Consider the following 14,071-nt stretch of genomic DNA (forward strand, 5'->3'; position numbering starts at 1 on the left):
ACATTGTATCGGATTGATAAGGAGATATCATGTCCACCCCATTTAAAGCAATAGGTGTTTTAGCACTTTCGTCACTTGCCATCGCATGTTCTTCACAGCCAGAGGATACATTGGCATCCTTCCGTGCTCAGTGTAAAGCGACCACTGCACCGATTGCTGGCGAAACCTCTATTCAAGGGCTGACGCTAGTAGGAACGTCTATCGCGGATGCACCTTTTGATACATCAGCAGCAGAGATTGTTAGCTATGATGGGTGTACAGATAAACTTTATGTGGTCAATGCTCAGGCAAAACGCATCGATGTCCTATCCATGGACGAAAACAGCCGCCCATCGCAAACCGCGTTTATAGATTTAAATGGCGCTGGTGAAGCCGCATCGATTGATATCGGCGCCGCCAACAGTGTAGCTGTCTCCAATGGCCTCGTTGCGGTTGCTATTGAGAACAGCAACAAACAAGAAAACGGCATTATCGCGCTTTATCGATCGGATAACTTGTCTCTTGTAACGACCTATCCTGCTGGTGCGCTGCCAGATATGGTCGGGTTTTCAAAGGATGGCCGTTACATCGCGACCGCCAATGAAGGAGAGCCAAGCGGTGATTACCGTATTGACCCAAAAGGCAGTATTACATTAGTGGATTTAGGCCAAGGGCTCACCAACGCCGAAGTCACGCAAATTGGTTTCGAGCAATTTGATGGTCCTCGTGCCAGTGAATTATCTGATAGCGTGCGTATTTCTGGACCGAACGCAAGCGTGGCTCAAGACTTAGAACCAGAATACTTGACCTTTGCTGACAACGGTAAAATTTACGTAGCGTTACAAGAAAACAATGCCATGGCAATCATTAATCCTGAAAGCAAATCGGTTGAGAAAATTGTCGGGTTAGGCGAGAAATCATGGTCTGACGCTAAATTGGATGCATCCAACAAAGACAAAATAGTCGGCAACTTTAAGAGCTACCCGCAATTGGTTGGCTTATATATGCCAGACACCCTCGACAGCTATTCAGTTAACGGTAAAAGCTACATAGTCTCTGCCAACGAAGGAGACGGTCGTGAGTATGGCATCAAAACCACACAAGAGCGTTGTGAGCAGGTCAACTTTAAGTGGGATGAAGATGACTATCAAGGTACAAGCGACTACGCCAGCAAAGAAGGCACTTGTCTCAGTCACGTTGATGAGGTTCGTGGTAAAAAGCTTAAAGTCGCGAGCGATCATCCACTGGCAGCAGCACTAAAAGACAACTCATTTCTAGCGCGACTAAAAGTCATCAAACCGGAACAGACATTAACTGCTACGGATAATGTACAAGCGTTTGGTGCTCGTTCTTTTTCAATATGGGATGAAGATGGTGAACTGGTTTTCGACAGTGGTGATGACTTTGCAACCATCGCTTTAATGAATGAAGGCAAACACTTTAACAGCACCAACGACAGTAATAGTAGCGGTGATGATCGCAGTGATGACAAAGGTATTGAACCTGAAGCAATCGAAACCGCAGAAATAAACGGACGTCACTACGCATTTATTGGCCTTGAGCGCCAAGGCGGGATCATGGTTTACGATATTAGTGAGCCAAGCCAAGCGGTCTTCCTTCACTATGTGAACCACCGTAACTACGAGCAGCCGGTTTGCACACAAGTGGAAGAGAGCGAGTGCGCGAATGATACCTACAATCCAAAAGCTGGCGATCTCGGACCAGAATCGATTAATTACTTCACCCGTAACAGTGGTCACTTTATCGCAGTTGGGAATGAAGTTTCTGGCACGACTTCTGTCTATCGTATCGAGCTCTAAGGCCCAATTGCTCTAAAAAAGACGCCCGAACTTATGTTCGGGCGTCTAGTATAAAGCTAAATACCTCTTATTCGGTAAGAGCTAAACCATCACATTTCGATGCGCAGATAAAGTCGTTCTTATGCAGCCCTTTTATTGAATGGCTCCACCATGTCACCGTGACTTTACCCCACTCTAGTAAAATCGAAGGGTGATGAAATTCATCTTCTGCCAGTTCAGCAATTTTATTACTAAACGCCCAAGCCTGTTTGAAGTTTTTAAACTTATACACTTTTTCTAACTGAGGAATCCCCTCTCTTTCAAAAATCTGCCAATCAGTAAGTTGCAGCAGCAGTGACTGTTGCTCCTCTTTACTCAGCGCAATGGCATCAAGACTACAAGCTTCGCATTTTTGTTCATTCAACATGAGCAGGTTCCTTTGGTTCAAATAGTGGTGGCAACAATCCGGCCCCAATAGCCATATCGGCTTGCTTTAATAGGTTTAATTGACTGATTTGATAAAGCTGTGAAAAATCGTCGATTACATAGTATTTCGGTTGCATGATATCGATGCGATAAGGCGTTCTCAGCACGGTTTGTAAATCGAAACCTTCACGAATCGCATCTTCACTTTCTAGCGAATAGATGGTTTCTCCCGGAGAAGAGAGAATGCCTCCGCCATAAATCTTGGTCTGATCGCCTTCTTTAACCAGGCCGAACTCGACGGTAAACCAATATAATCGTGCAAGATACGCTCTCTGTTTAGGCGTCGCGGCTTGGCCTAACTGCCCATAATGCTCAGTAAACGCGGCAAAATCAGGGTTGGTCAACATGGCACAGTGGCCAAATATTTCATGGAAGAAATCGGGTTCTTGCAGATAGTCAAACTCTTCACGACTACGCAGGAATGTCGCAACGGGGAAGCGTTTATTACCTAACAGATTAAAAAAACGATCGAAATCGATAAGCGCTGGAACAGGCTCGACCTGCCATCCTGTCGTTTCCATCAATACACGATTGATATCAGGAAGTTGTGGCACATGATCCTCGGGCAAATCGAGTAATGTCAAACCATGTAGATAAGCCTGACAAGCGCGGTTATGAATAACACTCATCTGTCTGGTGACTAAATCTCGCCAAATTGCATCTTCTTCGAGGCTCCATTCTACCCTTCCATCCTGGTCAACGGGTTTAGAATGATATTGCGTCATGACCTTTCTCCATTAACAAATCCTTTACATTAAGCCTATCTGTACTCCTGACTGCTTCCAATCCCTAAACCATTTTCGCCCGCGCATTTGAGTGTAACAAATTATTTACATTTACACGTAAGACTATGATATTGCTAACATCAAATACTTTCACGCCAGTTTGACATTGTTAGTGATTGCTTTCAGACTTAATGTGTTATCAGCTTGTTATAGAAGGAACCTATGCGCGAGTACAACAAATTATGGCAACCGAGCGAAAGCCGCATCGAAGAAGCCAATATCACCCAGTTTATTGAACACATTAACAGGCAAGGAAATGACATAAAAAACTATGCCGAACTCCATCAATGGTCACTGGATCATTCCGAACAGTTTTGGCAAGAAGTGTGGCTGTTTTGTGATGTAATCGGAAACTCGGGTGACACGGTAAAATGCCAAGCTGAGAGTAAATGGCAGCAGCCGGTTCCTAACCGCGACACAAGCTGGTTTCCTGACGCCCAAATTAATTATGCGGAAAACCTTCTTAGTTTTGCCTATCACAACCCTAATGATATTGCGATTTGGTTTGAGAACGAGCGTGGAGAGAGACAAAATTATACTTGGCAAGAGCTGTGTGATGAAGTCTCTAGCATACAGCGATGGCTGCAAGATTGCGGTGTAAGAAAAGGCGATGTGGTTGCTGGATACCTTCCCTACCTGCCTCAAACCGTGATTGCAATGCTAGCCACGACCAGCCTTGGTGCGACTTGGACCGCGACATCGCCTGACTTCGGCATAGAAAGCGTTTTGGAACGATTTGGCCAAGTAAAACCCAAAGTTCTGTTCACTTGCGATGGCTACACATTTAACGGCAAAGTGTTCGATATGACAGATAAAAACCATCATATCTCCGATCACTTAGATGGTCTAAAGCACGTTTGCCAGATCAACTATCTCAATCCTCGCAGCTACGAATGTGATGTTTGCACCCAAGACTGGCAATACATATTAAATCAATACCCACCGCAGCCCGTCACTTACACGCGTATCAACTTTAATGATCCCTTATTCATACTCTACTCATCCGGCACTACTGGGAAACCAAAGTGTATTGTGCATTCTGTAGGCGGTACTCTGCTTAACCATGTTAAAGAGCATCAGCTTCATTGCGATATTCAGCCAGAAGATCGCGTATTCTATTACACCACTTGTGGGTGGATGATGTGGAACTGGCATGTTTCCACCCTAGCCAGTGGCGCGTGTTTGGTCATTTTTGATGGCAGCCCAATGTACCCAAATTACAAAGTGTTGTGGGATTTGGCTAAACGCGCTGATGTATCACTTTTTGGCACCTCGGCAAAATACTTGGAAGCCATGGAAAAAGCGGGCTATTCCAATCAAGGAAGCGACCCGCTTCCATCACTAAAAACCATATGTTCCACGGGCTCTGTACTTTACCCGGAGCAATTTGATTACGTTTATCAACATTTGAAAGAGGACGTTCATTTAGCTTCTATTTCTGGTGGCACAGATATTTGTGGTTGCTTCGTATTAGGTAACCCTATCTCCCCGGTTTACCGTGGTGAATGTCAGTGTGCAGGTTTAGGTGTCGATACAAGAGTCTTCAGTCCACAGGGCGAAGATATTATCGGTAACCGAGGCGAGCTAGTGTGTGACAATTCGATCCCTAATTTCCCAGCTAAATTCTGGGATGACAGCGGTGAGCGTTACCATAACGCTTATTGGGACAAGTTCGAGAACGTTTGGCACCACGGCGATGATGTTGAAAGAAATGCCTCAACGGGCGGTTATCTCTTTTACGGGCGAAGTGACACAACGTTAAACCCTGGTGGAGTTAGGATTGGTACAGCAGAAATTTACCAGCAGGTTAATTCGATTGAAGGGATTGTTGACTCAATCGCGGTCGGAAAAGAGGTAGATAGAAACGAGCAAATCTGGCTGTTTGTTCAGCTAGCCACTACCGAAAAATTGAACGATGAGATGATCGCGAAAATCAAAGCTCAGTTGAAATCTGCCTGCTCAGCGAGACACGTTCCAAGTGAAATTTTTGCCATCAGTGACATTCCTAAAACGAGATCTGGTAAATTAGTCGAGCTTGCTGTCAAACAAGTTATCAATGGCAGAGAGGTGGAAAACATTGGTGCCATCGCAAACGCACATGTTTTGGAAGAAATAAAAAAGCTGGTGTCAGCCTGATTAGGTCTTAATGGAAAGGTTGCAAGCAAATAAAAAGCGAGCCTTGAAGCTCGCTTTTTGATGTTCTTATTAGGGATTACCGGCGCCCAACACCCATTATTACTGACATCGATTTACCATCTGATGTGATTTCAAACACATTCTTTGTTTCTACGTCAGTAAAGCCCGCTTTAACGAGGGCAGCTTCTGAACTCGCCTCTGTAAAGCCATCTTGTCCTGAGTCTGATACAAAATCAAAATGAACGAAACAGCCACCGTGGTTAAGTAAAGAGTGCGAAATGCTTAGTGCTGAATCTGCATCTTCCAAGAAGGCTAAAACTGATGATGCAACGACCAGATCAAATTGCCCACGGAACGCAGGATGCTGCGCAACAAGACCTCGAGATAAGGTATCAACAACTGGCTCTACATTCGCCAGCTCTTTTTTATCTAACTCTTCGATCATCTCTTCAGATGAATCTAGTGCCACGATATCTTTAACCAATGGAGACAATAACTGGCTTAACTGCCCGGTTCCGCATCCGAAATCTAGTACTTTAATGCCATCAAGCTGAGTTAACTGTTGTAACTGTTCAAACACTGACTGAGCAAATTGCGTGGTTGCGGGATTTGATTCCCAACTCTTTGCTAAGCCGTCCCAATCTTGTGCCATCGTGGCCTCCATGTTCACTTCTGATATCTCACATCTCACCGTGTGACGCCGAAAGTGCTTTAGTTACAAAGAGAACGGTTCTATTCTCTATTACAAAGCGCAAAACACTTTTAGCGTGACACAAGAAGTCTAACAATGATTGACTTCTTTTGAGCGTCAGACCTATATCAACGCATACTTGGTATAGGGTACCCCAAAACCACAAAAAGACCATAGACTTATCTGGCGAAATCGTGTTTTTTTCGTTAACCTTTCACAGCTTTGGGAATCGTTCTGTACCGTATCCCTTTTGATTTCAAATTACTTTTCGGTTGTGTCAAATCATGAACTTAACGCAAGTAGAAGCCTTCTGTACTATCGCTGATTGTGGATCGGTGTCCGAAGCTGCAAGGCAGTTGGACTGTAACCGAACCAAACTCAGCATGTCGATAAAAGCGTTGGAAAAGGATCTCGATGTCGAATTGTTTACCCGAACAGGCAATCAACTCACGTTGTCTGAAGCGGGAAAAGCGATTTACAAAGACTGTGAGTACCTTTTAGTCATAGCACAACGTATTCGCAAAACGTGTGGCCAAATTTCAGAGGGTTTCAACGCCGAGGTATGGGTTGCACGAGACGACTCCCTACCCGACGACCTGTGGCAAGACTTATCACACAAGCTGAACAACCGTTACCCTTCCACCACATTTAACATCATCCTCGCATCAAGTGGTGACTTAGCCAACCTGGTGAGCACGCATCAAGTGGATTTTGCTTTTGGTGTTGATTACGAGCGAGTCGACGATCCCCATATCGTTTATAACCCACTAGGTAAAATACGCATGATGTCTGTGTGCAGCGCCGATCACCGGTTAAGCAAAATGCGTCGCGTATCGGATGAAGAGCTACGCAGCCAAATGCAAGCGCTGATGGTTTACTTAAATGAGAAAGACAACCCAGAACTACAGCCTTTCTCAACACGCTACATCGGCTTCTCAAGTTTTGATTACATGTTAAACACCATCCTAGAGGAAGATGCATGGGGCGTGTTACCTGAGCCCCTAATTCGTCACTATCTACGTCAACAAAAGTTGGCGGTCATTAAACACACCTACGGTTTAACACAAGAAGACTACTGTATGTTTTCTACAAATGGTCAAATTGAGCACCCTGCTATGACGTGGTTAGCGGACAAACTCAGCGATTATTTATTTGACTTCTAAACACTTTGCACTGAGTGTCAATTTTTATGACAGCAAGGTTATGCTGTATCATATTGTTTTTATTATAAAATATTTTAAACCCCTCTCACTCAACAAGTTACTGGTCAAATTCTGGTTGCCTAAATAGCCTTGTAAGCAAAGAATATAGCGGAACAAAAACTACAAGGTATATCTCATGTGTGTCAGGACAAGCAGAAACGAAAACCATATTTTAACCATTTCAGCCCTTTTAGCTTCAGGCTTCGCTGCTGGTGGTATGGTACTAGGCTTGCTTGTTGGCTCAATTGTGATCGTTTTTGATGGTGTCTACTCTTTAGTCAGCTTACTGTTAACATTATTGTCACTGGCAGCCTCTTATTACATTAGCAAACCATCGAAGTCAGTGTTTCCATTTGGTAAAGCCGTACTAGAGCCGATCGTTATTGCGATCAAGGCAACAGTTATTTTGATTGTTGTGCTATTTTCTCTTTACTCTGCGATTTCCGCACTGATGACAGGCGGTAGAGAAGTCGATGCGTCTATTGCGACAATCTTTGGTGTTGTAAACGTTTTGGGCTGTGGTTACGCATGGTGGTTTATGGCGAAAAGAAGCCGAAACTACTCATCAGGTCTAATCGAAGCAGAGACAAAACAGTGGCAAATGGACACCTTGTTAAGTGTTGCTGTCACGGTAGGTTTTGTGGCCGCGTGGTTGGTGTCGCTGTCTCCATTCGCTCAATATGCGGCTTATGCTGATCCACTGATGATGCTGTTGATGGGCTTCTACTTTTTAAAAGTACCGTTTGATATGTTATGTGGCGCACTACGCGAGCTGCTGATGATGACACCGAGCAAAGAACTTTGTCAGGTGGTTGGTAACGATGTACTAGAGATCGAGAAAGTATCAGACCACCAGCTAAAAGTTGCTGGCATCACCAAAGTTGGACAAGAGCTACGAGTGAACATCGATCTGCATGTCGACGATGACACGCTAGAGTTGGATACGTTGGAGAAGACGCGTAAACAGCTAACAACACGCTTGTCGAAGCACAGATTCAAGCTGCAGCTCCAGCTAAACGTCGCTTAGAACAAATAAAGAAAGCTCCCTAATTTGGGAGCTTTTTTGTATTTACGGGGTCGATATTCTCTTCCACTGCAGAGGCTCGTTTCTCTTTTGTGACTAGCCAACACAATAATGAGCCAACCGTTACCATCATCACACCATGCCAAAAGCTCTGACTCAAGGTCACTCCAAGAATGACGGAAGAAAACAGAGCCGAAAAGATTGGTGTGAAGTAAGAGAGCGTCGCAAGAAACACCATATTTCCGCCAACAATCGCAATGTTCCACAACCCATAGCCTCCCGCCATCAAAGCCGCAGAAGCTAGCAAGTAGCTCATTGCCGACCAAGAGAAAGTCATTGCTGGTTGATCCGTTACTAAAAATTTCACCCACAAAGACACAGCCGTGGCAATAAAGAACAGCGTAATCGCGTTGTGTTTAGACTGTTGCTTTTGAGTCAGGTTACAGTATACCGCCCAGATCACTGCGCCAGTCAGAGCCATAAAGTAAACCAATGGATTACTGTTAACGTTGTCTATTATTTGCTGCACTGATAAGCCGTTATCCCCACTCACCGTCCACGCAACGCCTAAGAAAGCGAGGGTTACGGCTGGATAAAGTAACCAGCTTGGCTTTTTATTACTGCTTAACACCGCAAATAACACCGTCAATGCAGGCCAGAGGTAATTTACGATGGACACTTCTATCGCCTGCGCTCGTGAGTTTGAATATCCCAGCGCCAAAGCGAGAAAAATCTCATAACAGACAAACAGTGCTCCGCCGAAGATAAGATATTTAGCAGAGAAGTTAGAAAGCCTTGGGATCCCCACCACAACAATCAGAAAAATAGAGCTGACAGAATACAACATGGCCGCCCCTCCGACTGTTCCCAGGCTTTCCGTCACCAATCTGGCGATACCCAGTAAACAGCTCCAGGAAATAATGGCGATACAACCATAAAGAGTGAATTGAAATTGCGCAGATTTCATGTGACCTACAGCTTATGAATGCGAAAGTAGCCATCAGATTAACGCAAAAAGGAGCGGCTACAACAGACAATCTTATAAAAAATCAGTATAGAAATTATTCCGTTACGAGTTTGGAACAAATATAAAACACTTTTTACAAATTCTGCTTAACCCCTTTTTAGTCAGCGACTATGATGAAAAGAACTCACAAGTGAAATTGTGGAGAATAATCAGTCTGTAAATGCAAGAGAAACAGACAGAATACTCAGACTAAAGGGACTCTCAAATGAAAAAAATTGCGGTTATCTTCAGTGGCTCTGGTGTTTATGATGGAACAGAGTTGCACGAAGCTGTATTGGCACTCCACGCTATTGAGAAAGAAGGCGCTAGCTGGCATTGTTTCGCTCCTAATATCGACCAGTTGCATGTGATCAATCACCTGACTGGCGAGGAAATGGATGAGACCAGGAACGTAATGGTGGAATCAGCACGCATTGCGCGAGGAAATATTGAAGATGTGGCGCGATTGCATGTCGAAGATTTCGACGCTTTACTTCTACCTGGTGGTTTTGGCGCAGCAAAAAACCTAACTGACTTTGCGGTATCTGGGGCGGAATGCTCAATCAACACACACGTTGCTCAAGCCTGCCGTGCATTTGCTCATGCCAACAAACCCGCAGCTTATCTTTGCATCGCACCTATCATTATCCCGATGATTTATGAGCAGGGTGTAAAAGGAACAATAGGCAATGATGAAGCGACTTCTGCCGCCTTTAATCAAATGGGTGGTGAGCACATCGAATGTACCGTTGATGAGTTTGTTTTTGATGAGCAACATAAGGTCCTTTCTACACCCGCTTATATGTTAGCCGAGAATATCTCTCAAGCTGCTTCAGGCATCGAAAAACTCGTATCTAAACTTGTCGAAATAGCATAATTATTGATAGATAAGTTAAAAACACTTCTTTCATCCCCATTGATAAATCTAATTTCAATGGGGATTTCTTATACTTTAGTCTAATTTAGATATAAATCATCAATAGATCTTCATTATTAACAATTTTTTACGTTACTAGTTTCATATTTAAGCTACGTTATATTTATGTTGCACCTACATGCTGTGCAACAAGAACGCTGTCACAGTTCCTGTAGTGAAACGAGTACCAACTGGCTTAATTTGTTGTAGATCAAGTTGGAACCCGAAAAAGGTGTGCGACAGTAATTCCCAATTAATAACAACTTATAAAGAACGACGGAGCAATCCAATATGACTAGTGCATTTTTTATCCCTACGGTAAACCTAATGGGCGCAGGCTGTCTTAAAGACGCCGCGGACAGTATTCAATCACAAGGCTTTAAAAAAGGGTTGATCGTTACCGATAAAATCCTTAACCAAATCGGTGTGGTTGAGCAGGTTCAAGGCCTTCTTAACGAAAGAAGCGTCGCAACCGTAGTGTTCGATGGCACTCAGCCAAACCCAACGATTAACAACGTTAACGACGGCTTAGCACTATTAAAAGAAAACGAGTGTGACTTTGTAATCTCACTTGGCGGTGGTTCACCACACGACTGTGCGAAAGGTATCGCACTTGTTGCTGCAAACGGTGGACACATTTCTGACTACGAGGGTGTTGATCAATCTGCAAAACCAATGCTGCCACTTATCGCTATCAATACGACTGCGGGTACTGCATCGGAAATGACTCGTTTCTGTATCATCACCGATGAAGAACGTCACATTAAGATGGCAATCGTAGATAAGCACACCACGCCATTGATCTCAGTAAACGACGCTGAGTTAATGCTTGCAAAACCAGCGTCTCTGACTGCGGCAACAGGTATGGACGCGCTGACTCACGCTATTGAAGCGTACGTTTCTATTGCGGCAACGCCAATTACGGATGCCGTTGCGATTAAAGCGATTGAGTTAATTCAAGCGCACCTGCGCACAGCAGTGAAAAACGGTGAAAATCTGGAAGCTCGTGAACAAATGGCGTACGCGCAGTTTATGGCGGGTATGGCGTTTAACAACGCTTCACTAGGCTACGTCCACGCAATGGCTCACCAGTTAGGTGGTTTCTACGATTTACCACACGGTGTGTGTAATGCCATCCTGCTTCCTCACGTACAACGCTACAATGCACAAGTCTGCCCTGAACGTCTGACTGATGTGGCGAAAGCAATGGGCGTTAACGTGGAAGGCATGTCAGCAGAGCAAGGTGCAGCAGCCGCAATCGACGCGATCGTTACACTAGCGAAAGATGTTGGTATTCCTGCTGGCATCAAGGAGCTTGGCGCGAAACTAGAAGATATTCCAACGCTGGCTGATAACGCACTTAAAGACGCGTGTGGTTTCACTAACCCTAAACAAGCAACTCACGAAGAGATCTCTGCAATATTCGAAGCGGCAATGTAATCGAATCAGAGTTCACTCTCGCAACGTCATACAATCCCCGATCTCGTGTCGGGGATTTTTACATCTGTATACAGTTTAACGCCTAACAAACATAGGAATTCAGTGTTAGCTTTAAATACAGACACGTTTTAAATTGGACACTGCCATGAGAACCGTTATCACCACCCTGCTCGTTTGTTTTACCTTTTCCAGCCATGCTGCCGACTATGAGGCAAAAGAAGTGGCGAACGGATTCAATGTTCCTTGGGGAATAGAATTTATCGATGAGAAGCAGGCCGTCGTTAACGAGAAAAACGGTACCATTTCTTTGTTGAATGTCGAATCGGGTCAACGTGAAAAACTGTTTTCAGTCTCAGGCGTGAGCACGACTGGTCAAGCGGGCTTACTTGACGTAGCCCTCGCACCAAATACAGATAAAACCCAGCCAACGCTTTTCTTTACCTACAGTAAGCGAACCAGCAAAGGAAACACGGTGGCGCTCGCGACCGCGACTTTACACAACAATCAACTGACACAATGGAAAGACCTTTTTGTTGCTGATGCGATTACTGATACCGGGCGACATTTTGGTAGCCGTATAGCGTTTGTCGATAATAAAGTTTACTTCTCGATTGGGGATCGAGGGGATCGTGATAACGGGCAAAACAGACAAACTCATGCAGGGTCAATTCTACGTTTAAATCTGGACGGCACTGTCCCGGCAGATAACCCTTTCACAGAGTCTGACGTAAAGCCTGAGATTTGGAGTTATGGTCATCGTAATCCTCAAGGTTTGTACTTCGATCAAGCGACGAATCAGCTTTGGTCAATCGAACACGGTCCAAGGGGTGGCGATGAGATTAATCTGATAAAGAAAGGCTCGAACTACGGCTGGGCAAGAGTCTCCCAAGGAAAAGAATATTGGGGCCCGCTTGATGTTGGCGAAGCGAAATCCCTGCCGGGTATGGAAGATCCCAAACTGGTTTACATCCCTTCTATCGCCCCAAGTAACCTAGTGGTATACCGCGGAGACAAATACCCTGACCTAAACGGAAAAATTGTCGCTGGGGCTCTTAAACTTACGCACCTCAATGTGGTTTCTATCGAGAATGGAAAACTGACCGAATATCAACGCCTGATGGACGATCTTGGCGAGCGAATCAGAGACGTAACGATCAGTCCCGATGGTTATCTCTATTTTTCGACCGACACCGGGAAAATATTTCGTCTAGAGCAGAAGTAAATCAAATTTAGCTTATAATTAAACTGTTGTTTTAAAGATACTTTATACAGTATGCATGAGGTAAAAATGGTTCCTTTCCCATTAGTCGTCGATAAAATTAAAGCCGTTATTTTTGATTTAGATAACACCCTTGTGAGCTCCGATATGAACTTTCAAGCTCTGCGCCAACAACTAGGGTGTCCACAGTCGCAAGACTTATTAGACTTTGTAGAAAAACTGGAACATCCTCACCACAAAGAGCATGCACACAATGTGATTTTTGATCACGAAATCTCCGATGCCGAGCAATCTGCACCCATGACAGGCTGTCACGAACTTTTGGCTTTCCTGAATCAAAAAGCGATGAAAACAGCCATCGTGACACGTAATTGCCTGATTGCCACCCAACGTAAACTTGAGCATAACCAAATCGAAGTTGAGCGAGTGATCACGCGCGAATGCTACCCACCAAAACCCGACCCTTTGTCTTTGCAAGTTTTAGCAAAAGAGTGGCGGTTGATGCCCGATGAAGTACTTTACGTCGGCGACTACTTATATGATTTACAAGCGGCTTATAACGCACAAATGCCCTCTTGTCTTGTCCACCATGGAAACTTAACTGAGTTCCACTCTTGCGCGTCTCTTGCGGTAAAAGAGCTCACTGATTTGTTGATTTACTTAGAATCATCCCTTTTAAGACAAAGCAGTTAGCCCACTTTACAAAAATAAAAAAAGAGCACCTCAGTGCTCTTTTGTCTTATTTCCCGATTCTTTTTCATGCATTACTGAAGGTAAGCGTTCAGCATCCACATCAGTTTTTCTTGCTCACGAATGTAGTCGCCCATTAATGCAGCCGTACCTTCATCTCCCGCTTCGCCAGCGTTGAATAGAATTTCACGCTGATTAAGCAGAAGGATGCCGAAGCCATCAACCAAACCTTTGACGCAATCGTCACCCGATGTTGCGTTTTGGTGCTCTTTTATTTCACTTGATTCCAGATAGTGGCTGAATGCATGTGCTGGCGTGTGACCTAATGTCAAAATACGCTCTGCCAGTTCATCGATTTTTACTTGCAGGTCGGTATAAATTTCTTCAAATTTCACGTGTAGCTCAAAGAACTGATGGCCTTTGATATTCCAGTGATAACCGCGTGTGTTCATGTACAACACTTGGTAATGGGCAAGTAGCTGGTTCAGCTGTTGTGCTAGTTGCTCAGAGTGTTCGCGATCTAGACCAATTAGGCTTACTTGTGTGCTCATATCTTGCTCCTGTATGTAATTAAAAATTTATTTGCAGTGATTTCTGCTGATGGAGTTATATTAGATCGAAGCGTTGAGTAACGAAATTCGGTTCTGGCTATAACTTTGATAAGTAAATTCTATAGTGACCGCAGCCACATAAAAAAG

The 14,071-nt window shown here is 44.3% G+C and carries 13 protein-coding genes; 8 read left to right on the top strand and 5 right to left on the bottom strand.

What is annotated here, in order from left to right; translation table 11 throughout:
• Window positions 1-29 precede the first annotated feature (29 nt).
• Window positions 30-1,799 (top strand): choice-of-anchor I family protein, encoded by a 1,770-nt coding sequence (locus VEJY3_RS21885; RefSeq protein WP_014234612.1) that lies wholly within the window; start codon window positions 30-32, stop codon window positions 1,797-1,799.
• A gap of 67 nt (window positions 1,800-1,866) precedes the next feature.
• Here the strand turns inward: VEJY3_RS21885 and VEJY3_RS21890 are convergent, their stop codons facing one another.
• Together VEJY3_RS21890 and phhA are read right to left on the bottom strand one after the other, a co-directional pair.
• Window positions 1,867-2,205 (bottom strand): 4a-hydroxytetrahydrobiopterin dehydratase, encoded by a 339-nt coding sequence (locus tag VEJY3_RS21890; protein WP_014234613.1) that lies wholly within the window; start codon window positions 2,203-2,205, stop codon window positions 1,867-1,869.
• Window positions 2,195-2,989, bottom strand: coding sequence for a phenylalanine 4-monooxygenase (gene phhA / locus VEJY3_RS21895; protein WP_014234614.1), 795 nt, complete (start codon window positions 2,987-2,989; stop codon window positions 2,195-2,197). Before phhA ends, VEJY3_RS21890 begins: the two co-directional genes overlap by 11 nt.
• Before the next feature lie 222 nt (window positions 2,990-3,211).
• On the opposite strand from phhA, the gene VEJY3_RS21900 reads away from it, so the two are divergent.
• Complete coding sequence (locus VEJY3_RS21900) at window positions 3,212-5,185, top strand: acetoacetate--CoA ligase (RefSeq protein WP_014234615.1); 1,974 nt, start codon at window positions 3,212-3,214, stop codon at window positions 5,183-5,185.
• A 76-nt stretch (window positions 5,186-5,261) separates the two neighbouring features.
• Here VEJY3_RS21900 and VEJY3_RS21905 read toward each other — a convergent pair whose 3' ends face one another.
• The gene (locus VEJY3_RS21905; protein ID WP_308507402.1) at window positions 5,262-5,876 is read right to left on the bottom strand and encodes a class I SAM-dependent methyltransferase; all 615 of its coding nucleotides are present in this window, start codon (window positions 5,874-5,876) and stop codon (window positions 5,262-5,264) included.
• A gap of 284 nt (window positions 5,877-6,160) precedes the next feature.
• Between VEJY3_RS21905 and VEJY3_RS21910 the strand changes: the two genes are divergently transcribed.
• Window positions 6,161-7,039, top strand: a complete 879-nt coding sequence (locus VEJY3_RS21910; RefSeq protein WP_014234617.1) for a LysR family transcriptional regulator — start codon at window positions 6,161-6,163, stop codon at window positions 7,037-7,039.
• A 175-nt stretch (window positions 7,040-7,214) separates the two neighbouring features.
• Entirely contained in the window at window positions 7,215-8,105 is an 891-nt protein-coding gene (locus VEJY3_RS21915; protein ID WP_014234618.1) for a cation diffusion facilitator family transporter, read from the top strand.
• Window positions 8,106-8,124: 19 nt separating this feature from the next.
• Here VEJY3_RS21915 and yddG read toward each other — a convergent pair whose 3' ends face one another.
• Window positions 8,125-9,069 carry an aromatic amino acid DMT transporter YddG gene (gene yddG, locus VEJY3_RS21920; RefSeq protein WP_014234619.1) on the bottom strand — a complete coding sequence of 315 codons (945 nt, stop codon included), beginning with the start codon at window positions 9,067-9,069 and terminating at the stop codon, window positions 8,125-8,127.
• Between the two features lie 265 nt (window positions 9,070-9,334).
• Here yddG and elbB point away from each other — a divergent pair, with 265 nt between their 5' ends.
• The 4 genes from elbB (at window position 9,335) to VEJY3_RS21940 (ending at window position 13,376) form a co-directional block, all read left to right on the top strand.
• Window positions 9,335-9,985 (top strand): isoprenoid biosynthesis glyoxalase ElbB, encoded by a 651-nt coding sequence (elbB, locus tag VEJY3_RS21925; RefSeq protein WP_014234620.1) that lies wholly within the window; start codon window positions 9,335-9,337, stop codon window positions 9,983-9,985.
• A 330-nt stretch (window positions 9,986-10,315) separates the two neighbouring features.
• Window positions 10,316-11,464: an L-threonine dehydrogenase gene (gene yiaY, locus VEJY3_RS21930; protein WP_014234621.1), complete on the top strand. Its 1,149-nt coding sequence runs from the start codon at window positions 10,316-10,318 to the stop codon at window positions 11,462-11,464.
• 145 nt (window positions 11,465-11,609) lie between these two features.
• A complete protein-coding gene (locus tag VEJY3_RS21935; RefSeq protein ID WP_014234622.1) occupies window positions 11,610-12,686 on the top strand; it encodes a PQQ-dependent sugar dehydrogenase in 1,077 nt (358 codons plus the stop codon).
• Between the two features lie 66 nt (window positions 12,687-12,752).
• A complete protein-coding gene (locus tag VEJY3_RS21940; protein WP_014234623.1) occupies window positions 12,753-13,376 on the top strand; it encodes an HAD family hydrolase in 624 nt (207 codons plus the stop codon).
• A 71-nt stretch (window positions 13,377-13,447) separates the two neighbouring features.
• On the opposite strand, the gene VEJY3_RS21945 is transcribed toward VEJY3_RS21940, so the two are convergent.
• The gene (locus VEJY3_RS21945) at window positions 13,448-13,924 is read right to left on the bottom strand and encodes a Dps family protein (protein ID WP_014234624.1); all 477 of its coding nucleotides are present in this window, start codon (window positions 13,922-13,924) and stop codon (window positions 13,448-13,450) included.
• Between the last annotated feature and the right edge of the window lie 147 nt (window positions 13,925-14,071).

It is taken from the genome of Vibrio sp. EJY3, assembly GCF_000241385.1.
GTDB classification, from domain to species: domain Bacteria; phylum Pseudomonadota; class Gammaproteobacteria; order Enterobacterales; family Vibrionaceae; genus Vibrio; species Vibrio natriegens.